24 protein-coding genes and 1 riboswitch are annotated in these 26,997 nt (G+C 47.5%); of the genes, 8 read left to right on the top strand and 16 right to left on the bottom strand.

Going from position 1 to position 26,997, the window contains the following annotated elements:
- Positions 1–17 precede the first annotated feature (17 nt).
- The 4 genes from rpe to T494_RS0103780 form a co-directional block, all read right to left on the bottom strand.
- Positions 18–665: a ribulose-phosphate 3-epimerase gene (gene rpe, locus T494_RS0103765; RefSeq protein WP_028505143.1), complete on the bottom strand. Its 648-nt coding sequence runs from the start codon at positions 663–665 to the stop codon at positions 18–20.
- A 13-nt stretch (positions 666–678) separates the two neighbouring features.
- On the bottom strand, positions 679–1,263 hold the full coding sequence (gene yfbR, locus T494_RS0103770) for a 5'-deoxynucleotidase (RefSeq protein WP_028505144.1): 585 nt from the start codon (positions 1,261–1,263) through the stop codon (positions 679–681).
- 61 nt (positions 1,264–1,324) lie between these two features.
- Complete coding sequence (locus T494_RS0103775) at positions 1,325–2,545, bottom strand: sodium ion-translocating decarboxylase subunit beta (protein WP_028505145.1); 1,221 nt, start codon at positions 2,543–2,545, stop codon at positions 1,325–1,327.
- 35 nt (positions 2,546–2,580) lie between these two features.
- Positions 2,581–3,021: an OadG family protein gene (locus tag T494_RS0103780; protein ID WP_051540031.1), complete on the bottom strand. Its 441-nt coding sequence runs from the start codon at positions 3,019–3,021 to the stop codon at positions 2,581–2,583.
- A gap of 303 nt (positions 3,022–3,324) precedes the next feature.
- Between T494_RS0103780 and T494_RS0103785 the strand changes: the two genes are divergently transcribed.
- The gene (locus T494_RS0103785; RefSeq protein WP_242836376.1) at positions 3,325–4,122 is read left to right on the top strand and encodes a mechanosensitive ion channel family protein; all 798 of its coding nucleotides are present in this window, start codon (positions 3,325–3,327) and stop codon (positions 4,120–4,122) included.
- Between the two features lie 51 nt (positions 4,123–4,173).
- Here the strand turns inward: T494_RS0103785 and rplS are convergent, their stop codons facing one another.
- The 4 genes from rplS to uvrB form a co-directional block, all read right to left on the bottom strand.
- On the bottom strand, positions 4,174–4,515 hold the full coding sequence (gene rplS / locus T494_RS0103790) for a 50S ribosomal protein L19 (protein WP_028505148.1): 342 nt from the start codon (positions 4,513–4,515) through the stop codon (positions 4,174–4,176).
- Between the two features lie 253 nt (positions 4,516–4,768).
- On the bottom strand, positions 4,769–5,362 hold the full coding sequence (locus T494_RS0103795; RefSeq protein ID WP_051540032.1) for a site-2 protease family protein: 594 nt from the start codon (positions 5,360–5,362) through the stop codon (positions 4,769–4,771).
- 66 nt (positions 5,363–5,428) lie between these two features.
- Positions 5,429–8,260 carry an excinuclease ABC subunit UvrA gene (gene uvrA / locus T494_RS0103800; protein WP_028505150.1) on the bottom strand — a complete coding sequence of 944 codons (2,832 nt, stop codon included), beginning with the start codon at positions 8,258–8,260 and terminating at the stop codon, positions 5,429–5,431.
- Positions 8,261–8,280: 20 nt separating this feature from the next.
- On the bottom strand, positions 8,281–10,251 hold the full coding sequence (uvrB, locus tag T494_RS0103805; RefSeq protein WP_028505151.1) for an excinuclease ABC subunit UvrB: 1,971 nt from the start codon (positions 10,249–10,251) through the stop codon (positions 8,281–8,283).
- Positions 10,252–10,429: 178 nt separating this feature from the next.
- Here uvrB and T494_RS0103810 point away from each other — a divergent pair, with 178 nt between their 5' ends.
- The 5 genes from T494_RS0103810 to T494_RS0103835 all read left to right on the top strand — a co-directional run bounded on the left by T494_RS0103810 (position 10,430) and on the right by T494_RS0103835 (position 14,780).
- Positions 10,430–11,392, top strand: a complete 963-nt coding sequence (locus tag T494_RS0103810; protein WP_028505152.1) for an RluA family pseudouridine synthase — start codon at positions 10,430–10,432, stop codon at positions 11,390–11,392.
- Positions 11,393–11,577: 185 nt separating this feature from the next.
- Positions 11,578–12,450 (top strand): PHP domain-containing protein, encoded by an 873-nt coding sequence (locus tag T494_RS12200; protein ID WP_051540033.1) that lies wholly within the window; start codon positions 11,578–11,580, stop codon positions 12,448–12,450.
- 83 nt (positions 12,451–12,533) lie between these two features.
- Positions 12,534–13,706: a malic enzyme-like NAD(P)-binding protein gene (locus T494_RS0103820; protein ID WP_028505153.1), complete on the top strand. Its 1,173-nt coding sequence runs from the start codon at positions 12,534–12,536 to the stop codon at positions 13,704–13,706.
- Positions 13,707–13,720: 14 nt separating this feature from the next.
- Positions 13,721–13,966 (top strand): TIGR03905 family TSCPD domain-containing protein, encoded by a 246-nt coding sequence (locus T494_RS0103825; protein ID WP_037343861.1) that lies wholly within the window; start codon positions 13,721–13,723, stop codon positions 13,964–13,966.
- A 139-nt stretch (positions 13,967–14,105) separates the two neighbouring features.
- On the top strand, positions 14,106–14,780 hold the full coding sequence (locus tag T494_RS0103835; RefSeq protein WP_028505155.1) for a uracil-DNA glycosylase: 675 nt from the start codon (positions 14,106–14,108) through the stop codon (positions 14,778–14,780).
- A 71-nt stretch (positions 14,781–14,851) separates the two neighbouring features.
- Here the strand turns inward: T494_RS0103835 and T494_RS0103840 are convergent, their stop codons facing one another.
- Positions 14,852–15,259 carry a hypothetical protein gene (locus T494_RS0103840; protein ID WP_028505156.1) on the bottom strand — a complete coding sequence of 136 codons (408 nt, stop codon included), beginning with the start codon at positions 15,257–15,259 and terminating at the stop codon, positions 14,852–14,854.
- Positions 15,260–15,328: 69 nt separating this feature from the next.
- The gene (locus T494_RS0103845; protein WP_028505157.1) at positions 15,329–16,807 is read right to left on the bottom strand and encodes a DNA methylase; all 1,479 of its coding nucleotides are present in this window, start codon (positions 16,805–16,807) and stop codon (positions 15,329–15,331) included.
- 569 nt (positions 16,808–17,376) lie between these two features.
- On the opposite strand from T494_RS0103845, the gene T494_RS0103850 reads away from it, so the two are divergent.
- Positions 17,377–18,210, top strand: coding sequence for an RNA methyltransferase (locus tag T494_RS0103850; protein ID WP_028505158.1), 834 nt, complete (start codon positions 17,377–17,379; stop codon positions 18,208–18,210).
- 36 nt (positions 18,211–18,246) lie between these two features.
- Here the strand turns inward: T494_RS0103850 and T494_RS0103855 are convergent, their stop codons facing one another.
- From T494_RS0103855 to T494_RS0103870, 4 genes are all read right to left on the bottom strand, one after another.
- Positions 18,247–19,524, bottom strand: coding sequence for a carbohydrate-binding domain-containing protein (locus T494_RS0103855; protein ID WP_051540034.1), 1,278 nt, complete (start codon positions 19,522–19,524; stop codon positions 18,247–18,249).
- Positions 19,525–19,689: 165 nt separating this feature from the next.
- Positions 19,690–20,691, bottom strand: a complete 1,002-nt coding sequence (locus T494_RS0103860) for a GGGtGRT protein (protein WP_028505160.1) — start codon at positions 20,689–20,691, stop codon at positions 19,690–19,692.
- Positions 20,692–20,705: 14 nt separating this feature from the next.
- Positions 20,706–21,398 (bottom strand): nitrogen fixation protein NifU, encoded by a 693-nt coding sequence (locus T494_RS0103865; protein WP_028505161.1) that lies wholly within the window; start codon positions 21,396–21,398, stop codon positions 20,706–20,708.
- A gap of 173 nt (positions 21,399–21,571) precedes the next feature.
- On the bottom strand, positions 21,572–22,861 hold the full coding sequence (locus T494_RS0103870) for an adenylosuccinate synthase (RefSeq protein WP_028505162.1): 1,290 nt from the start codon (positions 22,859–22,861) through the stop codon (positions 21,572–21,574).
- A gap of 219 nt (positions 22,862–23,080) precedes the next feature.
- Positions 23,081–23,183, top strand: a riboswitch (SAM riboswitch).
- A gap of 110 nt (positions 23,184–23,293) precedes the next feature.
- Between T494_RS0103870 and metK the strand changes: the two genes are divergently transcribed.
- The gene (gene metK / locus T494_RS0103875) at positions 23,294–24,463 is read left to right on the top strand and encodes a methionine adenosyltransferase (protein WP_028505163.1); all 1,170 of its coding nucleotides are present in this window, start codon (positions 23,294–23,296) and stop codon (positions 24,461–24,463) included.
- A 47-nt stretch (positions 24,464–24,510) separates the two neighbouring features.
- On the opposite strand, the gene T494_RS12205 is transcribed toward metK, so the two are convergent.
- Positions 24,511–25,572 carry a hypothetical protein gene (locus T494_RS12205; protein WP_051540035.1) on the bottom strand — a complete coding sequence of 354 codons (1,062 nt, stop codon included), beginning with the start codon at positions 25,570–25,572 and terminating at the stop codon, positions 24,511–24,513.
- A 245-nt stretch (positions 25,573–25,817) separates the two neighbouring features.
- Positions 25,818–26,945 carry a D-alanyl-D-alanine carboxypeptidase family protein gene (locus T494_RS0103885; RefSeq protein ID WP_028505164.1) on the bottom strand — a complete coding sequence of 376 codons (1,128 nt, stop codon included), beginning with the start codon at positions 26,943–26,945 and terminating at the stop codon, positions 25,818–25,820.
- Between the last annotated feature and the right edge of the window lie 52 nt (positions 26,946–26,997).

The following is a 26,997-nucleotide window of genomic DNA, read 5'->3' on the forward strand; positions in this document are numbered from 1 at the left end:
TTCCACGCTCTGTTTGTTTATCTCAAAGACGAAATAGCTTTTTTCATATCGGAGCTGTTAAAGATGTACGACCCGGAAACAAGGGCATCTGCGCCTGCTTTGCGGCATATCTCCCCTGTTTCGCCGTTGATCCCTCCGTCTACCTCAACGTAGATATTTCTGCCTGTCTCGTCAACCATCTTTCGCACCTGTGTGATCTTATCCACTGTATCATAAATAAATCCCTGACCGCCGAAGCCCGGCTCAACCGTCATGACCAGCACCATATCCACCAGCGGAACAATGTCCTTTATTGCCTCCGCAGGGGTTCCCGGCTTTATGGAAACGCCTGCTTTAACACCACAGCTGTGTATTTTATCGATCACGCTTACAGGGTCATCGGCAGCTTCCACATGAAAGGTTATATAGCTTGAGCCAAAGCTTGCATAATCCTCGATATAGCGAATAGGGTTTGTGATCATCAAGTGAGTATCTATCGGCTTTGATGCGGCTTTTGCCAGAGCTTTAAGCACCGGCTGACCAAAGGAGATATTCGGCACGAACACCCCATCCATAACATCAAAATGCAGCCAGTCCGCACCGGCAGCTTCCACTCTTTTTACCTCAGCTGCAAGGTCTCCCAGGTCACAGCCAAGCAGCGAGGGAGAAACAATAATATCATTCATTTTAAACATCCTTTCAGGCTTGCTCATCAAGTGTCAGCTCATATGCAGGGATAAATTCTTCCAGGAACACATTTGCCTCCGGCAGGTTCATTTTCTCCACCGCTTCCCTTGTGGCTTTTTCGGCAGATGCAAAATCCGCATTGCCCATTTTCCGCTCTTCAAGGCATTTTATCAACGCCGACAGCTTATCAGCTGCCTTTACCAGCTGCCACAGTTCCGCCTCGGCTTCGGTCTTACAGAAAAGCGGCTCATAATCCTCTTTCAGATCTTCGGGCAGATAGCTTAAAAGCTGATCTTTAGCCTTTTGCTCTATCTCGTCATAGGCACCCTTGATCTGCTTGTTATAATACTTTATAGGCGTGGGCAGGTCCCCTGTGATTATCTCGGTGGTATCGTGGAACATGGCAAGCAGGGCGCATCTTTCCGCAGATACGCTGCCGCCAAAACGCTTGTTGCGTATAAGTGCCAGGGCATGGGCAATAAACGCCACATCAAGGGAATGCTGGCTTATATCTTCTTTTATTGTGTTTCTCATAAGTGCCCAGCGGTCGATATATTTCATTCTTGAGATCACCGCAAAAAACTTATAGCTATCCATTTTTCTCCTCCGGAAAAAATATCGCACCCGAAAAGAGTGCGATATTACCAATTTTCTTGAATCAGTGAGCAACTATGCTCAAAAGCACACCGGCTGCAACCGCAGAACCGATAACGCCGGCAACGTTTGGACCCATAGCGTGCATGAGCAGGTAGTTTGTGGGCACTTCTTCCTGTCCCACCTTCTGGGATACTCTGGCTGCCATAGGAACGGCGGAAACTCCCGCAGAGCCAATAAGGGGATTGACCTTACCATGCGTAAGAACGCACATAAGCTTACCGAGCAGTATTCCGCAGGCAGTTCCGATAGAAAATGCGATAACTCCCAGGATTATGACCTTTGCAAAGGAAAGGGTCATAATAGTTTTTGCGGTTGTTGTTGCACCAACGGTAACTCCGAGGAATATTGTGATTATGTTCATAAGCTCATTCTGAGCAGTTTTAGCGATTCGGTCACACACGCCGCTTTCTTTCAGCAGATTGCCCATCATAAGCATACCTACCAGCGGAGCAGCTGACGGGATCATCAGAGCGATAACAACTGTAACCAGTATAGGGAAAATAAGCTTTTCTGTCTTGGAAACAGGTCTGAGCTGTCCCATAACGATAGAACGTTCCTTCTTGGTGGTGAGCGCCCTCATTATAGGCGGCTGAATAATAGGCACAAGTGCCATATACGTATACGCCGCAAGGGCTATGGTACCCACTCCGATAGAGTCCGAATTTGAAAGAAGTTTAGACGAAACATAGATAGATGTAGGACCGTCTGCACCGCCGATGATCGCAATAGAACCGCACTCCGCAGCGCTCATTCCCAGGACTGCAGCACCCAGGAAGGTGAAGAAAATACCGCCCTGTGCAGCAGCTCCCAGCAGGAAGCTCTTGGGGTTTGCGATAAGAGGTCCGAAGTCGGTCATGGCGCCTATGCCAAGGAATATCAAAGGCGGATAGATCTGTAGCTTTACGCCCATATACAAAATATCCAGCAGTCCGCCGTGCTGCAATATATTTCCGTAGTCTATGTAGTGGTCATTGTCCCCCACCGTCTGATAAACCCAGAATTCCGAGTGGTACATATCCGCACCGGGAAGGTTGGTAAGCAGCATACCAAAGGAGATAGGAAGCAGCAGAAGCGGCTCAAAGCCCTTCGCGATGGCAAGGTACATAAACAAAAAGGATATCAATATCATCACTATATTTTTCCAGCCGCCGTCAACGAAAAATCCGGCGACGCCCGAAGCTTTTGCAAGATCGGCAATAGTGCTCAAAAACTGATCTAACATTTCTCAAACTGTCCTTTCATTGAATTGGGTGTGGATCAAAACGGTCTTGTATTGTCTGCAAGTCCTGCAGCAGCCCATGGATCACGCTGGGCAACAGACCTTCTGACACTTTTGATGACAGGCTTTTTGCCGTTTTTAGCACATATAGCTGTCACCGCAGCGGCAATAACTGCCACGATCTCATCATCGATCCCGTCCTCAATTACCGGTCCGCTTTGCTTTGATTCAGCCTTCTGGGCAGGGGCAGCAGCCTGCTGTTGAGCCTTAGCCGCAGCCTTTTCCGCTTCCAGTTTTGCTTTTTTCTTCTCGTTTTTGCGTTTGAAAGCTGTTCCGTAAATGGAAACGAACAGCACCAAAAGTATAAGTCCGATAAACACAACGCTCATGCCTGTGATGACCACCGAGGCAATATCCGTGCCTGAATAGTCATGACCGCTGAGCTTGCTTGCCAGCATCTGCACTGCTATATCCTGCATGACACTTCTCCTTTTATATAAATTATGTAATTTTAAAAATCACTTTAGCTTATACACCAGTTAAAACAATTATACACCAGTTTCTCAGATTTTACAAGTGTTTTTTCATCAATTTTTGCACAAAATTGTTAAGAAACTCACAATTATTTTCCCTTATATACAAAATAGCTGCCATAAGGGCGTTTGCTATTGAAAACAAGGAAAAAATATGCTATACTGTATGCTGAAAAGACGCAAACATATAGTTATCCTTGTATGCAGATGAGCAGTAAAAGGTTACAGCTACGATACGGAAGTGATATTATGCAGAAATTTTTTGACAGATTTGTGGACTATCTTCCCCACATTGTTGCGGCGTTGATAATCTACATCGGCGGCATGATCGCCATGAAAATAGTTATCAAGATAATGAACAAAGGGCTTAAGGTCAAGCGTGTTGACAAGACGCTGCACAAATTCGTTACATCTGTGGTCCATGTTGCAATGATGATACTTATACTTGTGATGGTGCTTTCCGCACTTCAGGTATCCACAAGCTCCATTATCGCAGCTATCGGTGCGGCAGGTCTGGCGATCGGTCTGGCACTTCAAAACAGCCTTTCCAACGTTGCGGGCGGATTTATAATACTGCTGACAAAGACCTTTAAAATAGGCGATTTCATAAGCATAAACAACGTTGAAGGCTTTGTGGACTCCATATCCATATTGCAGACCACCATTCTGACCATGGAGAACAAGAGAGTCAGCATACCCAACAAAATGGTGACAGAGTCCATTGTCATAAACTTTACCGCACAGCAAAAGCGCAGGCTTGAACTCAGATTCAACATTGCCTATGAGGACGACCACAAAAAGGCTATGTCGATAATCCTGGCTATACTCAACACTCATCCTGATATTATCGATGTTCCCGATGAGCCTATGTGCGTTATGGAGGCACACGCCGACAGCTCCATTGTGCTTCTGATGAGGGCATGGCTGCCAACGGAGAAATACTGGGCGACAAGGTACGATGTTATACAGAGAGTGAAGGAACAATTCGACCGGGAAGGCATCACCATCCCGTTCAACCAGGTAGATATGCACATAAAAAACAATTAGCCCACAAAAAAAGAGCCGCAGCAAATGCGGCTCTTTTCAGTTGTTGATAAATTATACGCTCTCCTTGACCTTGGCAGCCTTACCAACTCTGTTACGCAGATAGTAAAGCTTAGCACGGCGAACTTTACCCTTTCTTACTACCTCTACCTTATCGACAGATGGTGAGTGAACAGGGAAAACTCTCTCGATGCCGCAGCCGTGAGCAACTCTTCTTACTGTGAAGGTCTCGCTGATGCCGCCGTGTTTCTTGGCGATAACAGTACCCTCAAATACCTGGATCCTGGACTTTTCGCCCTCAACGATCTTAACGTGTACCCTTACGGTATCACCGATGTTGAATGCAGGGATCTCTTTTCTCATGCTTGACTCAGAAATAAGTTTTAAAGCGTCCACTTTAAATTCCTCCTTAATATTTTCAGACATTCATACACTTTATGGCGAAAACAAATTCCGCAAAGTCAGAGGACTATCCGCTTTAATGTCACCCCGAGGGGAGGCACTAACTCTCGTCACGAACAATTCCGAAGACTTATCCGAGACGGTATCAAATGCTTGTATATTATACCACATTTGTCCTTGAATTTCAACTGTGCATTTCGTAAAATATCGTGGTTTTTCTTACTCGTGATTTGTATTTATTGCACAATCAGGAGACAAATGCGCTTATATAGCTTATAAACATATACAGCAAAACGCACACAAGGGTAACGCTCATATGCCCGTTTACGGCACAAAGCACTGCAAGAACGGCAACAAGAAGGGCAAAGCACCCTTTTATCCATACCGCTCCCCTTCCGTTCAGGACAAGCTCAAGCATTTTTCCCCCGTCCAGATAACCCACAGGCAGCAGATTAAAGCCCCCGAGCAGCAGGTTGACCTGTGCAAAAAAAGTCAGCTCCCCTTTTACCAGGCAGCTTGCAAATGCCAGCAGAAAGTTGACTCCGCAGCCGCTGGCAAGGATAAAAATATCCTTTTTAAACGAGTTCAGGCGCACAGGGGTGGTAAGTTTTATGCCTCCGCCGTAAAGGGTCAGCTCTCCCGGCTTGCAGCCGCAAAGCAGCATGGCAGCAATATGTCCGCACTCATGCAAAGCGCAGCAGGCAAGCATTACAAGCAATTTTCCTGAATTGCCCTCTCCCAGAAGGAAGCTCAGCGACAACACCGCAGGGAACGAAAAACAAAGCCGCAGCTTTACCCCTTTTATCTCACAGACAAACAAAAGCATCACCCCTGAAAGCATATGCTCCCGGGGGCGTATGTTATTACACTTTCTTAATAGTGTGTCTTACCGCATTTATATCCCTTTTTACTTTTTCAGCATTGGCACAAGGAACTGTCCGGTATAAGATTGCTTGCACTTTGCCACCTGCTCTGGTGTGCCTGTGCAGACGATATTTCCGCCGCCGTCGCCGCCCTCGGGACCCAGGTCGATGATATAGTCCGCTGTCTTTACAACATCAAGGTTATGCTCGATAACAAGCACGGTATTGCCCGCATCCACAAGCTTTTCAAGCACCTCGAGCAGCCTGCTGACATCTGCGGTATGCAGACCTGTTGTCGGTTCGTCAAGGATATAGATAGTCTTGCCGGTACTGCGCTTTGAAAGCTCTGCGGCAAGCTTTACCCTCTGGGCTTCACCGCCGGAGAGTGTGGTTGCAGGCTGACCGATTTTTACGTAGCCCAGTCCCACCTCAAACAGCGTTTCCAGTTTACGCTTTATCTTGGAATGGTTCTCGAAAAATGACACTCCCTCTTCAATAGTCATTTCAAGGACATCGTAAATATTCTTTCCCTTATATCGCACCTCCAGGGTCTCACGGTTATATCTCATTCCGCCGCAGACCTCACAGGGTACATATACATCAGGCAGAAAGTGCATCTCTATCTTTATTATGCCGTCGCCCTCGCAGGCTTCGCAGCGTCCGCCCTTGGTGTTAAAGGAAAATCTGCCTGCGGTATAACCTTTCATCTTGGCATCGTTGGTATTTGCATAAAGCTCACGGATATCGTTGAACACACCTGTATATGTGGCAGGGTTTGAACGTGGTGTCCTGCCTATGGGTGACTGGTCAATAACGATAGCCTTGTCAAGATGCTCAATGCCAAGCATTTTATCAAACTTGCCGGGAAATGTTTTTGCACGGTTGAGCTTTGCCGAAAGCTCTTTCTGTATTATTGCGTTGACAAGAGATGATTTTCCGCTTCCGGACACACCTGTAACGCAGGTGAATGTACCAAGAGGGATCTTTACGTCTATGGCTTTAAGGTTGTTTTCCCGTGCTCCCAGCACTTCAAGGAACTTGCCGTTTCCTTTGCGCCTTTGAGCGGGAATCGGTATTTTCTTCTTTCCGCTGAGATACTGACCTGTTACAGACTTTTCACAGTTCATTATATCCTCAACGGTGCCTGCTGCCACTATCTCTCCGCCGTGGACGCCTGCTCCCACGCCTACATCAACGATAAAATCCGCCGCACGCATAGTATCCTCGTCGTGCTCAACGACTATTACGCTGTTTCCGATATCACGCAGACGCTTCAATGTGGCGATAAGCTTATCGTTGTCACGCTGGTGCAGACCAATAGACGGCTCGTCCAGGATATACAGAACTCCAACCAGCGATGAGCCTATCTGCGTGGCAAGCCTTATGCGCTGGCTCTCTCCTCCCGAAAGGGTGCCGCTGGAACGTGAAAGGGTGAGATAATCAAGTCCTACGCTGGACAAAAAGCGCAGTCTGTCCTTTATTTCCTTTATGATGCGCTCGCCTATAAGCGTCTCTTTTTTCGTCAGCTCAAGTCCCTCAAAAAACTCAAGGCACTTTATTACGGACATAGAGGTAAGCTCATGGATATTTATCCCTCCAACGGTAACCGAAAGGCTTTCCTTTTTAAGCCTTTGACCGTGACACTCGGGACAAGGCTCGTCGGTCATGACGGTTTCGATATCCGCCTTTGAATACTCGCTTGCCGACTCTCTGTATCTTCTTTCAAGGTTGGGGATAATGCCCTCAAACGGACCTTCGTACTGGGCATTGTAGAAAAAGCTTCCCCCTCTGGTCAGCTTCAGCTTCTGCCCCTGGGTCCCGTAAAGGAAAATATCTATTGCGTCCTGCGGCAGGTCCTTAACAGGCACATCTAGTGAGATGTCGTACTGCTTTGAGATAGCCTCATAATACATCATGGAAATCGACTTCTCGTCAAGGCTGTTCCAGCCGGAAGCTTTGATAGCTCCCTGTCTTATTGTAAGCTCTTTGTTTGGTATTATAAGGTCGGGGTTTATTTTCTTGAACACCCCAAGACCTGTACACTTGGGACAGGCACCAAAGGGGTTGTTGAAGGAGAACATTCTCGGTGTGAGGTCCTCCATGGACACACCGTGCTCGGGGCAGGCGTAGTTCTGGGAAAACATCATTTCTTCACCGTCGATAACGTCGATTATCACCGTCCCCCCCGACATGGAGCAGACGGTTTCCAGGCTGTCGGTAAGGCGTGACTTGATGGAGTCCTTTATCACCAGTCTGTCAACGATTATCTCGATGTTATGCTTTTTATTCTTATCTATCTTTATCTCCTCGGTAAGCTCATAGGTTATCCCGTCCACCCTTGCTCTTACAAATCCCGATTTCATGCACCTTTCAAGTTCCTTGGTATGCTCGCCCTTCCTGCCTCTGACAATGGGGGCAAGCACCTGTATCTTGGTGCCCGGTTCAAGGGACATTACCTTATCCACTATCTGGTCTATGGTCTGGTGCTTTATCTCCCTGCCACAGACAGGACAATGCGGCACGCCTATACGGGCGTACAAAAGACGAAGATAGTCATATATCTCCGTGACCGTTCCCACGGTGGAACGTGGGTTCTTTGAGGTGGTTTTCTGGTCAATGGATATTGCAGGAGAAAGCCCCTCTATGGTGTCCACATCCGGCTTGTCCATTTGTCCGAGAAACATTCTTGCATAGGAGGACAAAGACTCAACGTACCGTCTTTGTCCGTCGGCATAAATGGTATCAAACGCCAGAGATGATTTGCCCGAGCCGGAAAGTCCGGTCATCACCACAAGCTTGTCCCTTGGAATGGTAACGTCTATATTTTTCAGGTTGTGCTCTCTTGCACCTTTGATAATTATTTCGTTTTTTGCCATAATAACCTTCCTGTTAACAATTATTTGTCTTCTCCACGCAGTTCCTTTATCTTGTCACGTAAAAATGCGGCGTGTTCAAAGTCAAGCAGCTTTGCGGCTTCCTTCATCTGCCGTGTGAGCTTGTCTATCAGCGCAAGGCGCTCCTGCTTGGACATCTTCAGACTCTGCCGTGTCTTATACTCAACGTCCTCCTTGGAGGATATCTCGATAACGTCCCTGATGTCCTTTATTATAGTCTTTGGCACAATGCCGTGAGCCTCATTGAAGGCAGCCTGAAGCTCACGTCTTCTCTGAGTCTCGGTGATAGCAGCTTCCATTGAGCGGGTGACAGTATCTGCGTACATTATGACCTGTCCGCCGGCATTTCGTGCTGCTCTGCCTATGGTCTGGATAAGGGCAGACTCGGAACGCAGAAAGCCCTCCTTATCTGCATCAAGTATAGCCACAAGCGACACCTCAGGCAGATCAAGACCCTCTCTGAGCAGGTTGATCCCCACAAGCACATCAAACTCACCGAGGCGCAGGTCTCTGATTATCTCCATACGCTCTATGGTATCTATCTCACTGTGCATATAGCGTACCTTTATATCAAAGCCTTTAAGATAATCGGTAAGGTCCTCCGCCATTTTCTTGGTCAGGGTTGTCACAAGCACTCTTTCATTTTTGTCAATGCGCTTGTTTATCTCGCTCATAAGGTCCTCGATCTGTCCTTCGATAGGCTTTACGATAACCTCCGGGTCAAGCAGTCCTGTGGGTCTTATTATCTGCTCCACGATCTGTCCCGACTTTTCCTTTTCAAAGGGTCCCGGGGTGGCAGAGACAAATATCGCCTGGTTTATGCGCTCATAGAATTCGTCAAATTTCAGCGGTCGGTTGTCAAGTGCCGAGGGCAGTCTGAATCCGTAGTCTACCAGAGTCTGCTTGCGCTGTCTGTCACCTGCATACATTGCCCGTATCTGGGGCAGGGAAACATGGGACTCGTCTATTATAACAAGGAAGTCCCGGGGAAGATAGTCAAGCAGTGTAAAGGGTGCAGTGCCGGCAGGTCTGCGCTCCAGCACACGTGAATAGTTTTCTATACCGCTGCAAAAGCCTATCTCCTCCAGCATCTCGATGTCATAGTTTGTGCGCTGGGCAATACGCTCTGCTTCGATGAACATTTCGTTGTCCTTAAAATATTTAACACGCTCATCAAGCTCCTGCTTTATCTCGTGGATAGCATCCTGCATTTTATCCCTGCTTACAACATAGTGACTGGCAGGAAAGATCATGTAGTGCAGATAACTCCCGATCAGTTCCCCTGACACCACGTTTATCTCGCTGATGCGGTCTATCTCGTCACCGAAAAATTCCACTCTTACAGCTATATCTGTGGAGTTGGCAGGCATTATCTCAACGGTATCGCCTCTGACTCTGAACTTTGTTCTTGTAAAGTTTATATCGTTTCGCTCGTACTGTATCCCCACCAGCTGTGCGATCAGCTGTTCACGGGAGATCTCCTGTCCTTTGCGTATAGATACCATCATGGACTTGTACTCCGAGGGGTCGCCCATTGAGTAGATACAGGAAACGCTGGCAACTATTATTACGTCCTTGCGCTCGGCAACAGCGGCGGTTGCAGAATGGCGCAGGCGGTCGATATCCTCGTTCACATCCGAGTCCTTTTCGATATACACATCCTTGCTGGGCACATACGCCTCAGGCTGATAGTAGTCATAGTAAGACACAAAGTACTCAACGGAGTTGTTGGGGAAAAATTCCTTGAACTCGGAGCACAGCTGTGCGGCAAGTATTTTATTGTGGGCAAAAACCAGAGTGGGGCGGTTGACACGCTGGATAACATTTGCCATGGTGAAGGTCTTTCCCGAGCCTGTTACTCCCATAAGTGTCTGTTCCTTCATTCCGCTTTCAAGACCTTTTACCAATGCGTCTACAGCCTCGGGCTGATCCCCGGCAAGCTTATAATCGCTGACAAGTTCAAAGTGATCCATAATAACTCCTTTTGTGCATAACAAACGTTACACATAATTATACTCCATAATATTTTTAATGTAAAGACTTTTTTGATAAACTTTTCAACAGCACATTCCAACAAGTGCTGCGGCTCTTGAAAAACGGTAAAAAATGTGGTACAATCTTTGTTGACAACTCGTGAAAGGACAATGGGCTATGCGTGAATTTGTGATAAACAAAAATGACAGCGGACAAAGGCTTGACAAATTCGTGACCAAGGCGGTGAAGGACCTGCCGCAAAGCCTGCTGTACAAATATATACGTCTAAAGCGCATAAAGCTTAACGGCAAACGCTGTGCCATTTCCGACAGGCTCAGAGAGGGTGACGTTTTACAGCTTTACATAAACGATGAGTTCTTTGAGGGCGACACGTCAAAGCCTGCCTTCCTCAAAGCCCCGGATGTACTGGACATTGTGTACGAGGACGATAATATCCTTCTTTGCGATAAAAAAACAGGGCTTGTGGTCCATGAGGACGAGAGCGGTGTTAGCGACACCCTTATAAACCGCATACTACACTATCTTTACAACAAGGGAGAATACGACCCGGAAAAGGAAATCTCATTCGTGCCCGCTCTTTGCAACCGCATAGACCGAAACACCTGCGGCATCGTCATATGTGCAAAGAACGCACAAAGCCTTCGGATACTCAATCAGAAGGTCAAGGACAGAGAGATAGACAAGCGGTATCTTTGCGTTACTGTGGGTGTCCCGAAAAAGAAAGAGGACACACTTACAGCCTATCACCAGCGCAACGAAAAGACCAAAGTTGTAAAGATAACCGACTCAAAGACCCCGTATAACAAGACCATGACCACACAGTACAAAGTCCTTGACGTGAGCAGCGACGGCAAGCTTGCACTTTTGGAGGTAAGGCTCATAACCGGCAGGACCCATCAGATAAGGGCGCATCTTGCACACATAGGCTATCCGCTGCTTGGTGACGGGAAGTATGGCATAAACGCCGTAAACCGGGAATATAATGTTAAGACACAAGTCCTTTGCGCTTACAAGCTCACCTTTGACTTCCCAACCGATGCAGGCTGTCTTGAATATCTCAGGGGCAGAAGTTTCCAGGTGGAAAAAGTATGGTTTTCAGACAAATATTTCAACCTGTAGTATCTATGCCAGATGGGCATTTCTGGCAGTTATGCTGCGGCGTATAGCAATAGCACCAAAAACACAAGCTAAAATTCGACAAAAACACACAATTTTTGTGTGGGTGCTTGATATTGCCCCGAAAATATGATATAATCAAACAGTTGAATTTTTCGACAAATACATCACTCTTTGGAGGGTTTACTATGACAGGCGATCTTCACTGCCATACCACGCTTTCCGACGGAAGCCTCGGTATAGAAGAAACAATCGTTCAGGCTAAAAGAATGGGACTGGATTTTCTTGCCATAACCGACCACGATACCCTTTCGTCTTCAAGCAGAGCCAAGATCCTGGGCGAAAGATACGGTATTCAGGTAATTCCTGCGGTGGAGCTTTCCGCATGGGATAAAAAGCGCAACAATAAAGTACATATACTTTGCTACGCTCCCCAGAAACCGGACAGATTGGAAGGACTGTGCATGAAGTCCTGCCAGATAAGGACAGAGTGCGCAAAGGACATGATAAAGAAAGTTCTGGACAGATACCCTATCCCTTCCGACTCGGTACAAAAGTACACCAAGGGTTCAAAGAGCATTTATAAATCTCACATCATGAGGGCACTGGTGAACTACGGATACGCCACCGAGTTTTACGGTTCGGTAAACGACAAGCTTTTTGCATGGCCAAACGGTGAATGCCTTGTTACAAGAGAATATCCGGACGTTAACTTTGTTATTGATCTTATTCATTCATCAAGGGGAATCGCTGTTATGGCTCACCCTTGTATGTTTGATAACATCGAGCTGCTTAAAGAGCTTATTGCGGCAGGAAAGATCGACGGCATCGAGGCTTACCATTTCTCTGCTACTGTTCAGAAGCAGCAGATGCTGGAAAAGCTGGCAAAAGACAATGATCTTATCGTTACCGGCGGTTCCGATTTCCACGGCCTTTACAACAGCACCATGACCCACATCGGCAAGTTCGTTACCGACCAGGAGAACCTTGACAAGATGTTCAAGCTTATCAGCAAAAACTCTCAGAAGACAAACAAGGTACCCCAGAAGACAGAACAGTAAAAAAATCAGTATATAAGAGGAGCATTACAGGTGTAGTGTTCCTCATATTTATAGCGAATTTATAGCGAAAGAGGAATGTAATAATGGACGTAATGGAAAAGTCACTTGAAATGCACAGAAAATGGGAGGGCAAGATCGAGGTCATATCCCGCACAAAGATAAACAACGCAGAGGATCTTACCCTTGCCTACACACCGGGTGTTGCAAGACCATGCCTTGAAATACAAAAGGATCCCGACCTTTCTTACGAGCTTACAAGAAGGGCAAACCTTGTGGCAGTCATCACAGACGGAAGCGCAGTTCTCGGATTGGGCAACATAGGAGGGCTGGCAGGTATGCCGGTAATGGAGGGAAAATGCGCACTTTTCAAAGAATTTGCAGACGTTGATGCTTTCCCTCTTTGCATAAATTCGAACGATGTGGACGAGATCGTGAACACTATCGCTCTTATTGGCGACAGCTTCGGAGGCATAAACCTTGAGGACATTGCTGCGCCGAGGTGCTTTGAGATAGAGGCAAAGCTCAAGGAGAAGCTTGATATACCTGTTTTCCACGATGACCAGCACGGTACGGCTATCGTTGTGGGTGCGGCACTTATGAACGCCTGCAAGGTGGCAGGAAAGAAAATAAGCGACATAACTATCGTTATAAACGGAGCGGGTGCAGCAGGCTGCGCCATAGGAAAGCTTATACTCAGCCTTGGAGTGGGCAACCTTATTATGGTGGACCGTGAGGGCATCATCTGTGAGGGTGACAAAATGCTCAATCAGGCTCACGAGGAGCTTTCAAAGGTAACAAACAAAAACCATATCCGTGGTTCCCTGGCTGATGCAATGAGGGGTGCTGACGCATTTATCGGCGTTTCAAAGCCTGACCTTGTAAGCGAGGAAATGGTGAGGTCAATGGCGGATAAACCAATCATATTCGCAATGGCAAACCCTGTTCCCGAGATAATGCCCGACAAGGCAAAGCAAGCAGGTGCATTTATTGTAGGCACGGGACGTTCGGACTTCCCTAACCAGATAAACAACGTGGTGGCTTTCCCGGGAATATTCAAGGGTGCTCTTGCGGTAAGGGCAAGGGATATAAACGAGGAGATGAAAATGGCTGCGGCAAAGGCTATCGCAGGCTGCGTGAGCGAAGACCAGCTTTGTGCGGAGTTTATCCTTCCGAATGCATTTGACAGAAAAGTCCCTGTGGCTGTTGCCGAGGCAGTTGCCCGTGCAGCTCGTGAAACAGGCGTGGCAAAGATCTGAAAGGGGAAAGCTTTATGAAAAAAATCAGCTATATACCAAAGGGCGTATGCTCAAGACAGATACAGTTTGAGCTTGACGGAGATGTTGTCCGCAGCGTAAAATTCACAGGCGGCTGCAACGGAAATCTCCAGGGCATAGGAAAGCTGGTTGAGGGCATGAATATCGACGATGTTATACAAAAGCTTGACGGCATAAACTGCAACGGCAGAGGAACCTCCTGTCCGGATCAGCTTGCCAAGGCTTTGAAGGCGTATAAATAAAAGAATGTTCAGGAAAGGGATGCTTTTAAAATGAAAAACAACAAAAAACCTCTTATGGTGAGAATAATCGCACTGGCTATGGTTGCTCTGCTGGTTCTGGGCGTTGTAGTGGCAGCTATCGCAGGGGCAGTAAGCTGATATGGTCCACATAGGAAACAGCTGGGACGATATTCTCAGTGAGGAGTTTAAAAAGCCGTATTATCTGGAATTAAGAGAGTTTCTGAAGCGTGAATATGCAAGGTACAAGGTCTATCCGGATATGTACCACATTTTCAACGCTTTGAAATTCACGCCATATGAAAACGTCAAGGCAGTTATAATCGGTCAGGACCCTTATCACGAGCCGGGACAGGCTCACGGTCTGTGCTTTTCGGTGCAAAAGGGCACTCCTCTTCCGCCGTCGCTGCAGAACATCTACAAAGAGCTTCACGATGACCTGGGCTGCCCCATATCCCAAAGCGGAGATCTGACCTGCTGGGCTCAGCAGGGCGTGCTTTTGCTCAACACCTCTCTGACCGTAAGACAGGGACAGGCAAACTCTCACAGCGGCAAAGGCTGGGAGCTGCTCACAGACGAGATCATCAGAAAGCTCAACAACGCTCCTCAGCCCATTGCGTTTATCCTCTGGGGCTCAAACGCAAGGTCAAAGGCTCAGCTTATCACCAACCCCAATCACGGAGTATTTCAGGCACCTCACCCATCACCGCTTTCGGCATACCGTGGATTTTTCGGGTGCAGGCATTTTTCAAAGGTAAACAGCTTCCTCTCGCAAAAGGGCGTCGAACCCATCGACTGGGCTGTACGGGAAGTATAAACTGTACGTTTTTTTGTACATAAGACAAATTGTAAAGGCTCACACCGCTTTTTGGTCTGTGAGCCTTTTTGCTATTCACAAAATGTTATCTCAAACATATCGTCTATGGGTATCTCCGACTTGTCGGCAAATATCAGCGTCCTTGCGTACTCATCTATCCTGCGCACAGTCCCGGTTCTGACAACATATCTGCCCCCTGATTTATACTTATCCGGGACAAAGTATGTCACCCTTACGGCGGGCATACTGTCACAAGTCTCCAGCAGACGATACAGGTTCTTATTCAGCTCATTCGCCTCGTCCTCGGTAAGCTCCAGCTTGCTGTCGGTGAGCCTTGCGGTCTCATCCACGGCATCGCCATAGCCTGTCAACGCCGCAAACGGTGAGAACTGCGCTGCCCTGTCGCTCATAGGCATGGGGTGCAGGTCATAATACCTTGGACGGGAAAGCTGTTTTATATCGTTATAATTATCAGACACATTCAACCTCCATGTTATTTCTTCAAAGCCTTCAGGTCAGAGCTTTCGTAACGGTTATGCCCCGGCAGATCATGCCTTATGCCCGCCTATCTGGCGGTTGCGGTCTCTCGCCGTTGCTCCCTGTGTATAGTTCTTTCCTTTGAGCACAGCGTTTTTCCCGTAGCGGTGCTTTATTTTCAGCATTGCCTCCTGCAGCGCACGCTCCTTTTCAAGTGCCCTGTCACTGTCAGGTCTTGTCACATCAAACAGGCTTATCTGCTCAAACCTCTCGTTATCCGGGATATCCTGTTCAGATATAACGCTGCACACCACCAATGTCAGCCTTCGCACCAGCAAAGTCCTGTCAATTATACGGTCAAAAAGCTCCATTGTGCTGTCCACTATCTTTCTTGTGGACGAGGTATGTCTGTCAAGATTGATCGTGCCGTGGGCGTGCTTGGGGACGACTCTGCCGTAATAGTCTGTTGTGACCTCGCCTTTGTACTGCCCGTCGGCGAGACTTTCACGGTCATAATTCACCGTAAGCACGATCTGGTTTGTAACAAGCCCTTTATCAACCAGGTCCAGAGACAGCATATCTGCCATTTCCCACAGGATAAGACGTGTGCGCTCATAGTCGCATGGCTCTTGCAGCACCTGACCTGATGTGATGCTGTTGCTCTGTGGTCTGTATGCTTTGACCGCCTCCATGGTCGTTGGCTCAATGCCCCAGGCGTGATCTATCAGCAGTTCTGCATTCTTGCCCAGAGACTTATACAATTTGCCAATGCGGTAGCGGTCAAGGGAATGACGGGCAATGTCACCCATAGTGTAGATGCCCAGCTTTTCAAGCCGTGCCGCAATTCCCTTTCCAACTCTCCAGAAATCGGTTATCGGTCTGTGATCCCACCAGTTTTCCTTATAGCTTTGCTCGTCAAGCTCGGCGATCCGCACCCCGTCCTTGTCCGCAGGAATATGCTTTGCCACAATGTCCATCGCCACCTTGCACAGGTACATATTAGTCCCTACACCTGCTGTTGCGGTGATACCCGTGGCGGAGAGGACGTCCTGTATCAGCATCCTGGCAAAGCCATGTCCGTCGGTATTATATGTGCTCAGATACCCCGTTGCATCAATAAACACCTCGTCTACCGAATAAGCAAAAATGTCCTCAGGCGCAACGTATTTAAGGTAGATACCGTATATCTGCGCACTTACTGTCATGTAAAGCGACATACGTGGCGTTGCGGTAATGTAGTCAAGGGCAAGCGAAGGATCTGCCACGACCTCGGAGTGGACGAAACTCTTGCCCGTCAGTCGCTTGCCGGGCGCTCTGCGTGCACGCTCCCTGTTTACCTGTTCAACCCGGGAAATTACCTCGAAAAGCCTCGCCCTGCCAGATATCCCGTAACTCTTCAGACTCGGCGAAACCGCAAGACATATCGTCTTCTCCGTCCGGCTGCTGTCCGCTACCACCAGATTTGTGTCCAACGGGTCTAATCCCCGATCTACACATTCTACACTCGCATAAAATGACTTTAAATCTATCGCTATATATACCCTCTCCATCCACTCCACCTCCTTTGCTAAATCAGAATTTGTCGGGGTATGCGTGTCGAGCAGCTGGGGGAAACCCTTTTGGAGAAGGGTTCTCCCCCAGACCCCCTTCCTAAACCTTTTAATGACTTTTCAGCAACGGGAGGCAAAGCTCCCGTCACTGAAAAGTGTTAGAGAGTTCAGAAAAAGAGTTTGAGAAAAAACGCTCCCAAGAGAATACCCACAGTTGCTTGACAGGTATACCTCAACAAATGCGGATTTACCGAGGTTTGCACAACACAGCTCTACTCTTGTACAGTTATCACAAAGTGAAAGCCCGGAGCGGCACGAAAGCCGCTGCCTGCTCAAACCGATATGCGACGGACAAGCGTGCCGCCGCGGCGGCAAATTCTGATTTACATTATAGCACGTATGTTCGAATTTGTCAAACATTAGTTCGATTTTCTTGTAAAAGTCCGTTTTTTTGTACGCATATGTAAAATATATGCAGAAAGAGCTATATAGGAAAGAACTTGCTTGACAATGTGGGGACATTGGGGTAAAATCAAAGAGAGATAAGCCGGCAAATAAAGGAGAAGAAAATGGCAGAAATAATTGAGATAACGGATCTTGGAGCAAAGGAGCTTGAGCCGTATGTCTGCACCAACGAGGTACAGTTAAAGAGATATTATGAGCCCAAACCGGGAATATTTATTGCCGAGAGTCCGAAGGTGGTACGACGTGCACTTGAAGCGGGATATGAGCCTATATCGCTGCTTTGCGAGAAAAAATACATAGACGGGCAGGCACAGGATATAATCTCAGCCTGCGACGGTGTAAGGGTATACACCGCAGCCAGCGACGTACTTACGGAACTGACAGGGTTCAAGCTGACGCAGGGGCTGCTCTGCGCCATGAGGCGGAGGGAGCCGGCAAAGGCTGAGTACATATTGAAAGGCTGCACGAGGGTAGCGGTGCTTGAAAACGTAATGAATCAGACCAATGTAGGTGCCATATTCCGCAACGCAGCAGCTTTGGGGATAGACGCTGTCCTTTTGACTAAGGCGTCCAGCGATCCGCTTTACCGCAGGAGCGTAAGGGTGAGCATGGGAACGGTATTTCAGATACCATGGACATTTCTGGAGCAGCCTGTGCCCGACTACGTGAGATTTTTGAAAGAACATGGCTTTGCCACAGCAGCAATGGCACTTCGCAACAACACGGTGAGCATAAGCTCTCCGATCATATCCCGGCAGCAAAAGCTTGCTGTGATTCTCGGAACTGAGGGTGAGGGATTGGATCAAATGACGATCTCAGACTGTGACTTTACAGTTAAGATACCCATGTATCACGGTGTTGATTCACTCAACGTTGCAACCGCAGGAGCTATCGCATTCTGGGAGCTTACAAAAAACAAAGATACCCCGTCCGGCTAACAGCCGAACAGGGTATTTTTTTGTACAGTTTAAATGTCAGAAGCCGCCTCTGCCGCTTCTCATTCCGCCTTTTCCGCCGCCGCCCATCATGGACTGAGGGATAGAGTCCACCTGGGTGCCGTTGATTATGATAGTACCGCCGTTATAGGCAGCCTTTCCGTCGCAGTCAAAGGAGGACGTTCCTGCGGTAATATCGATCTTTCCGCCATTTACGGTGATATTTCCATTTGAGTCAATGGCGTCGGTATCGCCCTGTCCCATGGAAATGGTGACCTCACCGTCGTTGATCTCAATGTTCGGAGTGCTGTATGCGCTGCTCTTATTAGCAGCGTTTATGCCGTCATCGGTAGCCTGGATATTGATCGTTCCGCCGTTGATAAGCACATATGTGGATTCGATACCCTCTCCTGCTTTAAGGTTAAGTGTGCCGCCGTCAACCTGGACATTGGTGTTGCCCTGGATCGCATCGCCGGAGGCATTTATGTTGAATGTGCCGCCTGAGATATAGATGATACCCTGCGTTGCATTGTCATCGTTTTCACAATGCAGTCCATCCTTACCCGAGGTGATATTGAACGTTCCGCCGCAGATAGAGATCGTATCGTTTGCCTCAACGCTGTCATTTGCACTGGTTATCTCGTAAGTTCCACCTGTAAATTTAATGTCGTCCTTGCCGGATATGCCATTGTCGTTTTTGGAAACTATCTTCAGAGTACCCTTACCGTTGAACACCAGGTCGTCCTTTGAAAAGATGACCGCATCGGTATTAGTCTCGCCGTCGGATTTGAACTCGCCTGTTACGCTGAGGCTGTTTTCCTTTTCGGTGGTGGTCACAAAACACTTATCTGCGGACAAAACATATATTGCCGGGAAATCGTCGTTTATAATATTCACCCCGTCAAGCACCAGCTGTACCTTATCTTCACTGCCGGCATTCACCTTAATAGTGCAGTTTGAAGCTGTACCGCTTATAACATACACGCCTTCCGAGGTTATGTCAATGGTGCTGTTGTCGGAAACGGTGAGCTGCTTGGCATTGGATGTATCGGCTGTCTGCTGAAGGTCACGCTCTGTAAATCTGTCAGAGTCAGATTTTGTACTGTTTTGTTCCGAAGACGAATCCTCTGTCGAGGATGTGGCCTCTCCTATGCCTGCATTGGCATTAGTGACTGTTCCCTTTGAGGTCTGTACGGATGAAGTTGTTGTAGAAGAGGTGGCTGTGTTTGCGTCTGTGCTGCTTGATGACTGAGAGCAGCCTGCCATTGCGATTGCAAGCGCCAGTGAGATTATTATAGCATAAGTTTTCTTTAACATTTTGAATACCTCCATGTTCTTTGTTCTTGTTTTTCCTTATGTGCTAATAATAATCTGTCTACCTTAAATGGACTTTAGATGATTGTGAAAACTTCAAGAAAAAAACAAGGAGCCTGTCCAAAACACAAGCTCCTTATTATATACAACTTATTATATACAAGTATATTACTTGTTCATTGCCTCTTCAACTGCAACTGCGCAAGCAACTGTTGCACCAACCATCGGGTTGTTGCCCATACCGATAAGTCCCATCATCTCAACGTGAGCAGGAACTGAAGACGAGCCTGCGAACTGTGCATCGGAGTGCATTCTTCCCATTGTATCGGTCATACCGTAGGAAGCAGGACCTGCAGCCATGTTATCCGGGTGCAGAGTTCTTCCCGTGCCGCCGCCGGAAGCAACAGAGAAATACTTTTTGCCTGCCTCTGTTCTTTCCTTCTTATATGTACCTGCAACAGGGTGCTGGAATCTTGTAGGGTTGGTAGAGTTACCTGTGATAGAAACGTCAACGTTTTCCTTCCACATGATAGCAACGCCTTCTCTTACGTCGTTTGCACCGTAGCAGTTTACCTTTGCACGAAGTCCGTCGGAATAAGCCTTGCGGAATACTTCCTTGACCTCGTTCTTCTCGTAATCCATCTCTGTCTCAACATATGTAAAACCGTTGATACGAGCGATGATCTGGGCAGCGTCCTTTCCAAGACCGTTAAGGATAACTCTCAGAGGCTTCTGTCTAACCTTATTAGCCTTCTCTGCGATACCGATAGCGCCCTCAGCAGCTGCGAAAGACTCGTGACCTGCCAGGAATGCAAAGCACTCGGTGTCCTCTTCAAGAAGCATCTTGCCCAGGTTGCCGTGACCAAGACCAACCTTTCTCTGGTCTGCAACAGATCCGGGGATACAGAAAGCCTGAAGTCCCTCGCCGATAGCGGCAGCAGCCTCGGAAGCCTTTGTGCAGCCCTTCTTGATAGCGATAGCGCAGCCTACGGTGTAAGCCCACTTAGCGTTCTCAAAACAGATCGGCTGGATCTTCTCTACAAGATGATAGATATCAAGACCTTTTTCCTTGCAGACATCTGCGCACTCTTCAATAGAATTTATGCCATACTCTTTGATAACACCAAGTATCTGCTTTTCTCTTCTCTCATATGATTCAAATAATGCCATAACTCGTTACCTCCTTATTCCTTTCTTGGATCGACAAGCTTAACAGCGTCATCAACTCTGCCGTACTGACCCTGTGCCTTTTCAAATGCTGTATTAGCATCATCGCCTGCCTTGATGAAGTCCATCATCTTTCCGAAGTTAACGAACTTATAGCCGATGATCTCGTCGTCCGCATTGAGAGCCAGCTTTGTTACATAGCCATCTGTCATTTCAAGATAACGAGGTCCCTTTGCCAATGTTCCGTACATGGTTCCGATCTGTGAACGAAGTCCCTTTCCAAGGTCCTCAAGACCTGCTCCTACAACAAGTCCGCCCTCGGAGAATGCGCTCTGCGAACGACCGTAAACGATCTGCAAAAACAGCTCTCTCATAGCAGTGTTGATAGCATCGCAAACCAGGTCTGTGTTGAGAGCCTCAAGAATAGTTCTTCCGGGAAGGATCTCAGCTGCCATAGCTGCGGAATGGGTCATGCCGGAGCATCCGATAGTTTCTACCAGTGCCTCCTGGATAACTCCATCCTTAACATTAAGTGTGAGCTTGCAGGTACCCTGCTGAGGTGCACACCAACCGATTCCGTGTGTGAAGCCGGAGATGTCCTTGATCTCTTTTGCCTTTACCCACTTAGCTTCCTCCGGGATAGGAGCAGCGCCATGAGCAACGCCCTGTGCGATAGGGCACATTGTTTCAACTTCGTGAGAATAAATCATTTATAAACTCCTCTCATTAAATAGTAAATGTACAGCTCATACATTCATGTATATTATAAACCATTTGCCGTTTTTTTTCAAGTGGTTTTGTCTAATTTTAATAAAATTTACAGCATTTTAAAAGCCGGGCGGCAAAAAAAGAGCACCGCTCACAGGCGATGCTCGTTGTCTTTTTATTTAAGCTTGCTTTCTCTGTAGATAATATCGTCTCTTGAGGGTCCGTTGGAGACCATTGTTATCGGGAAGCCGATATGCTGCTCAACAAACTCGATATATTTCTTACAGTTCTCCGGCAGATCCTCATAATTCTTTATGCCTCTGATATCAGTCTTCCAGCCGTCAAGAACTTCAAGCACAGGCTTGCACTTTTCAAGCACCTGAGTTGTGGGGAAATCATCAAGGAGCTTGCCCTCGTACTCATAGCCCACGCACACAGGTATCTTATCCAGATAGCCCAGCACATCGATGACCGTAAAGGCAACATCTGTGGTGCCCTGTATACGGCAGCCGTACTTTGTGGCAACGCAGTCGAACCAGCCCATTCTTCTTGGTCTGTGAGTGGTTGCGCCATACTCTCCCCCGTCGCCGCCTCTTTTCCTCAGCTCCTCAGCTTCATCACCAAATATCTCGGAAACGAATGCGCCTGCGCCCACAGCAGAGGAATAAGCCTTTACAACGGTAACGATAGTCTTGATCTCATAAGGGGGAAGTCCTGCACCGATAGCACCGTAAGCTGCAAGGGTGGAGGAAGATGTGACCATAGGATAGATCCCGTGGTCGGGGTCCTTCAAGGATCCCAGCTGACCTTCCAGAAGGACATTCTTACCTTCCTTTATAGCCTTCCACAGATAAGCGGAAACGTCGCACACATAAGGTTCAAGCATTTCCTTATATCTCATAAGTGTTTCAAAAAGCTCATCCGGATCAATGGCAGGCTTATGGTAAAGGTGCTCAAGGAGAACATTTTTCTGTTCCAGCACTCTTGCTATCTTGACTTTCAGAGTATCCTCATGGAAAAGCTCCTGTACCTGGAAACCTATCTTAGCATACTTGTCGGAATAAAAAGGTGCGATACCTGATTTTGTTGAGCCGAAGCTTGCCTTGCCCAGTCTTTCCTCCTCGTACTGGTCGAAAAGCACATGATAAGGCATTACCATCTGTGCCCTATCGGAGATAAGTATCTTTGGCATAGGCACGCCCTTTGAGGTGATATCCTTCACCTCGTTGAAAAACTTTTCAACGTCAAGCGCAACGCCGTTGCCTATTATATTTGTGGTATGGTCATAAAAAACTCCCGAAGGAAGCGTATGAAGGGCAAATTTGCCGTAATGGTTCACAATGGTGTGACCGGCATTTGCACCGCCCTGAAACCTGATTACTATGTCAGACTCCTGGGACATCATATCGGTAAGCTTTCCCTTACCCTCGTCGCCCCAGTTAGCACCGACTATCGCTCTAACCATTATTTTTTCCTCCTTGATAGGCTTAACTGATGTAGCATACCGTCCATCGGCACGCTCTCACCAAATGATTATAACATATAAAATTTACAATGTAAATATCAAGGGATAACTTTTACATTTTTATAACAATTCTCAGTACATAAAAAATTTACAAAGCATTTGCGTATTGTGTTGACAAAGGCAGATATATGTTGTATAATGTTCCTTGTTAAAATAATAGCCTTATCAAGAGTGGCGGAGGGACAGGTCCTATGAAGCCCGGCAACCTGGGTATTTATTACACAAGGTGCTAAATCCTGCGGAGTTTTCCGAGAGATGAGGAAATCATTGGTATTTCAGGCATTTCGGAAACGAAGTGCTTTTTTTCGGCTATTTTTGACTCATTCACACGGCGAAAAGCCGGACCCTATTTACATAGAAAGAGGTAAGCAAATGTCTAAATTTCTTTTTACATCCGAGTCGGTAACACAGGGACATCCTGACAAGATATGCGACCAGGTGTCTGATGCTATTCTTGACGCTATGCTTGAGCAGGACCCTATGTCAAGGGTCGCCTGCGAAACTGTGACCACAACTGGAATGATAATGTGCATGGGTGAGATAACCACAAAAGCTGTGGTGGATATTCCCCAGATAGTGAGGGACACTGTAAACGAGATAGGATATAACGATTCAAAGACTGGTTTTGACTGCAACACCTGTGCGGTGATCACCACGATAGATAAGCAGTCACCTGACATTGCCATGGGTGTGGACAATGCACTCGAGGGCAGAGATGCTGGAGAAAATGACACCGGTGCAGGCGACCAGGGAATAATGTTCGGATTTGCCTGCAACGAGACTCCCGAGCTTATGCCAATGCCTATATCTCTTGCGCACAAGCTCGCCATGAGGCTCACCGCTGTCCGCAAGGACGGCACGATGGGTTATCTGCGTCCTGACGGAAAAACACAGGTCACTGTGGAATACGACGGCGGCAAACCCGTAAGAGTAGACACAGTGGTAGTATCCTCACAGCACGATGAAGAAGTTACTCTGGAGCAGATAAGAGCAGATATTATCGAAAATGTGGTAAAGCCTGTTATCCCCCCGGAGCTGCTTGTGGACACCAAGTATTTCATCAACCCCACGGGACGGTTTGTTGTGGGCGGACCTCAGGGAGACAGCGGTCTTACAGGCAGAAAGATAATCGTTGACACCTACGGCGGATACGCACGCCACGGCGGCGGAGCATTTTCCGGAAAGGACCCCACAAAGGTTGACAGGTCGGCAACTTACGCCGCAAGATACGTTGCAAAGAACATTGTTGCCGCAGGTCTTGCAGACAAGTGCGAGGTGGAGATAGCCTACGCTATCGGTGTGGCACGACCGGTTTCCGTTATGGTGGACAGCTTCGGCACGGGAAAGGTCAGCGATGAAAAGCTTTCACAGGCTGTAAATAAGGTATTTGACCTTCGTCCGTCGGCAATTATCCGGATGCTTGAGCTTCGTAAACCACAGTACAAGGCACTTGCCGCTTACGGTCACATGGGTCGTGAGGATCTTGGTGTGGCATGGGAAAAGACCGACAAGGTGGACGCTTTGCTTGAGGCGGTAAAATAAAGACAACATAAAACAGGAGAACAGCAATGCGCTGCTCTCCTGCTTTTTTATTTTGCGGATATTTCCCCGGAAATTGTCTTGTATATTTTTCCAACGGCTTTGAAATCCATGGCATTTATATAATAGCTTTCTATCACGTCGTGCTGTTGCTTTGCTTTGTCCATTGTTCGTCCGGCGGCGTCTTTCAGCGCACGGACAAGGGTGGCATTTTCTTTCAGGCGGCTTTTGTTTTCCGACCAAAGAGCCTTGTGGTAAAATCTTGACATATTTATCTTTTTGCCAGCTGCATCAAGTCCATTGAGAGGGCTTGCGGACACCAGAGCAACCCCTATCTCGTCAATGAGAATGTGCTCATATACCGTGTTTCCAAAGAGCAGGCACGGGGACAGCTTCACATCGTAGCCCCTTTGCATTGCGTAGTTTGCAACGGCTGAAATAAACATATCCGATGCGGCAAAGGCGTCATCGCAGAGATAATACACATCAAGATAATTTTCCAGGGTCTCACGGAATGTGATGTACCCGTATCGTGTCATTGTGCTGAGATAGCGGACAAAGCTCCTGCCCCGGTGTCCACGTGCTTTGCCGAAGAGCTTTTTACAGAAACGCTTTGAGAAGCCCTCCAGCTTCTGCTTATCAAGACAATCCTGAGCGCAGCAAAGAGTATCCTCGCATATTTTCCCCAGAGCAGCTGAATATTTTGCTGCGCTTGTCATAAGTGCCTTGTTTTTCCTCACCGCCCGGACAATACTGTCCTTTTTATCCTTCAGCATACTGTTATCCCAGCAGCTTCCCAGGTCGATTATCCTCTGACAGGCACCCGGATACACCGGGTCAAAAACGTGGGGGGCTGTCCCGTCAACTATAACAGTCTTTGAACTGTGCAGCACCACACCGTCCAGCGAATCCGGGTCCGACGAGCAGTAATAGCGGGTAACATTTTCGCTTTCCTCAAAGCTGTCTGCAAGGCGTTTCATAAGCGAGGACTTTCCTGTTCCCGCTCCTCCTTTCAGAATATAAGTATAATAGCTATCAGAATTCACATATTCACCGAACTGCGTTACAAACCCCTTGGGTGTCATTGAGCCGAGAAAGAATTTTTCCGACATACGATATCCTCCTGTTTCGTCCGCCAAAACGGACGTTATTTTGTATATAGTATGTTATTGAGCCGAAAAGGGACACAAAAACAGCTGTACAAATAAATGTACAGCTGTTCGTTAAGCGGCAGCACTGCGTCATTAAGGCACGACCCGGCGTAAGCCTCAGTCTTTCGGCGGGGAGCTATTCCCCTGACGAAAGACTGAAATGACCTCCGCCTTTCAGGCGGAGGTCATGGGTCGTGCTTGACTATCTATTCTGTTTTCTCGCTCTGGGTCTCCGACTTGGAAGACTCCTCGTCAGGCGGCGTAACACTTACACCTATGTCGGCACATATAAATACCCTGCCGCCGCCGTTTCCGGTTATCTCATAGCCCATATCAGATTTGGAAGTCTCCGGGGTGGGTATTGTCGTAGTGGAGTTTTCCTTATCAAGCTCTGCGCTGTATATCATTCTTTGTTTGCCGTCTGATGTGGTTATCACAAGGGGCTGTTCATATGTATACTTGCTGAGAAAGTCGTAAAGCTCCTCCAGCACCAGGTCGTTGTCGTGCATCACCTTGGCATAAGCCTGCCCCACATAGCGATAGTGGTTTTTCTTGCCCTCCACACCGGTCACGCTCAGCTTTTCAGCAGGGTATCTCAGCACAAAGCCGTACTTCCAGCAATTTTCATTTATCCATGCATATTTGCCTTCTCCGGTGAACTCCGGATAAGTTCCCTTATCCATTTCGTAAAGCTGAAGATCCACCGCAAGTCCCGTGAGATGCTCAAAGCACCCTGCGGATGACGGGGTATTCCCACTTTCAGTCTTCTCCTGGGCTTCTTTGGGTTCTTCTTTTGCCTTATCGTCCTGTGTCTGCTGAGCAGGGATATCATATTGCGTCTTGTAGACCTTTCCGTCCAGCAGGTAAGATGAGTTGGTGACCATTATGGTGCGAAGCGAGGTAGCCGCAGCAAAATCACTTATCATCGAGTTCAGGTGGGCAAACATATCTTTATTGCCCGAAACATTCATACTGCTGGTGGTCATCACCTGTTCGCCCTTTGCGTTGAACAGATACGAATAAATAGGAACAAGGTCCTGGGCATTTGCGGTATAGGAATGGACCTTGTTATCCAGCACAAGAAAACCTGTATTATTCACCTTGTCATTTTCAAATTTTTCATACTTGGTCTCATAGCTTTTCTTTTCCGCAGCGGAAGATGTGCCGCTTTCAGAGGAACTTGACGAGTTATCTGCACTTGCGGTTTTTTCCACCGGGTGGGTTGTCAAAGCAAGGAAAAAGATCAAAAGCGCAGCAAGTGTCAAGCCTGTTCTTCTGCACAAAGTCCTTGTCCAACGTATCTTTTTATACTTTTCTTTCAGCTTTTCAAGCATTTGAAGCACCGCCTTTCGGAAAAGAGATACAACTACAAGTACATTGTATCAC

It is taken from the genome of Ruminococcus sp. FC2018, assembly GCF_000621805.1.
In the GTDB taxonomy this organism is placed as follows: Bacteria; Bacillota; Clostridia; order Oscillospirales; family Ruminococcaceae; genus Hominimerdicola.

What these genes read in the sequence shown, in the direction of transcription:
- T494_RS0103825 (WP_037343861.1), top strand. Translation starts at nt 13,721, where the DNA reads ATGAAAAAAATCAGCTATATACCAAAGGGCGTATGCTCAAGACAGATA.
- T494_RS0103795 (WP_051540032.1), bottom strand. Translation starts at nt 5,362, where the DNA reads ATGCTTTCAGGGGTGATGCTTTTGTTTGTCTGTGAGATAAAAGGGGTA.
- T494_RS0103775 (WP_028505145.1), bottom strand. Translation starts at nt 2,545, where the DNA reads ATGTTAGATCAGTTTTTGAGCACTATTGCCGATCTTGCAAAAGCTTCG.
- T494_RS0103780 (WP_051540031.1), bottom strand. Translation starts at nt 3,021, where the DNA reads ATGCAGGATATAGCAGTGCAGATGCTGGCAAGCAAGCTCAGCGGTCAT.
- T494_RS12200 (WP_051540033.1), top strand. Translation starts at nt 11,578, where the DNA reads ATGACAGGCGATCTTCACTGCCATACCACGCTTTCCGACGGAAGCCTC.
- T494_RS12205 (WP_051540035.1), bottom strand. Translation starts at nt 25,572, where the DNA reads ATGTCGGAAAAATTCTTTCTCGGCTCAATGACACCCAAGGGGTTTGTA.
- T494_RS0103845 (WP_028505157.1), bottom strand. Translation starts at nt 16,807, where the DNA reads ATGGAGAGGGTATATATAGCGATAGATTTAAAGTCATTTTATGCGAGT.
- T494_RS0103810 (WP_028505152.1), top strand. Translation starts at nt 10,430, where the DNA reads ATGCGTGAATTTGTGATAAACAAAAATGACAGCGGACAAAGGCTTGAC.
- yfbR (WP_028505144.1), bottom strand. Translation starts at nt 1,263, where the DNA reads ATGGATAGCTATAAGTTTTTTGCGGTGATCTCAAGAATGAAATATATC.
- T494_RS0103860 (WP_028505160.1), bottom strand. Translation starts at nt 20,691, where the DNA reads ATGGCATTATTTGAATCATATGAGAGAAGAGAAAAGCAGATACTTGGT.
- T494_RS0103820 (WP_028505153.1), top strand. Translation starts at nt 12,534, where the DNA reads ATGGACGTAATGGAAAAGTCACTTGAAATGCACAGAAAATGGGAGGGC.
- rpe (WP_028505143.1), bottom strand. Translation starts at nt 665, where the DNA reads ATGAATGATATTATTGTTTCTCCCTCGCTGCTTGGCTGTGACCTGGGA.
- metK (WP_028505163.1), top strand. Translation starts at nt 23,294, where the DNA reads ATGTCTAAATTTCTTTTTACATCCGAGTCGGTAACACAGGGACATCCT.
- T494_RS0103885 (WP_028505164.1), bottom strand. Translation starts at nt 26,945, where the DNA reads ATGCTTGAAAAGCTGAAAGAAAAGTATAAAAAGATACGTTGGACAAGG.
- T494_RS0103855 (WP_051540034.1), bottom strand. Translation starts at nt 19,524, where the DNA reads ATGTTAAAGAAAACTTATGCTATAATAATCTCACTGGCGCTTGCAATC.
- T494_RS0103870 (WP_028505162.1), bottom strand. Translation starts at nt 22,861, where the DNA reads ATGGTTAGAGCGATAGTCGGTGCTAACTGGGGCGACGAGGGTAAGGGA.
- uvrA (WP_028505150.1), bottom strand. Translation starts at nt 8,260, where the DNA reads ATGGCAAAAAACGAAATAATTATCAAAGGTGCAAGAGAGCACAACCTG.
- T494_RS0103850 (WP_028505158.1), top strand. Translation starts at nt 17,377, where the DNA reads ATGGCAGAAATAATTGAGATAACGGATCTTGGAGCAAAGGAGCTTGAG.
- T494_RS0103865 (WP_028505161.1), bottom strand. Translation starts at nt 21,398, where the DNA reads ATGATTTATTCTCACGAAGTTGAAACAATGTGCCCTATCGCACAGGGC.
- T494_RS0103785 (WP_242836376.1), top strand. Translation starts at nt 3,325, where the DNA reads ATGCAGAAATTTTTTGACAGATTTGTGGACTATCTTCCCCACATTGTT.
- T494_RS0103835 (WP_028505155.1), top strand. Translation starts at nt 14,106, where the DNA reads ATGGTCCACATAGGAAACAGCTGGGACGATATTCTCAGTGAGGAGTTT.
- uvrB (WP_028505151.1), bottom strand. Translation starts at nt 10,251, where the DNA reads ATGGATCACTTTGAACTTGTCAGCGATTATAAGCTTGCCGGGGATCAG.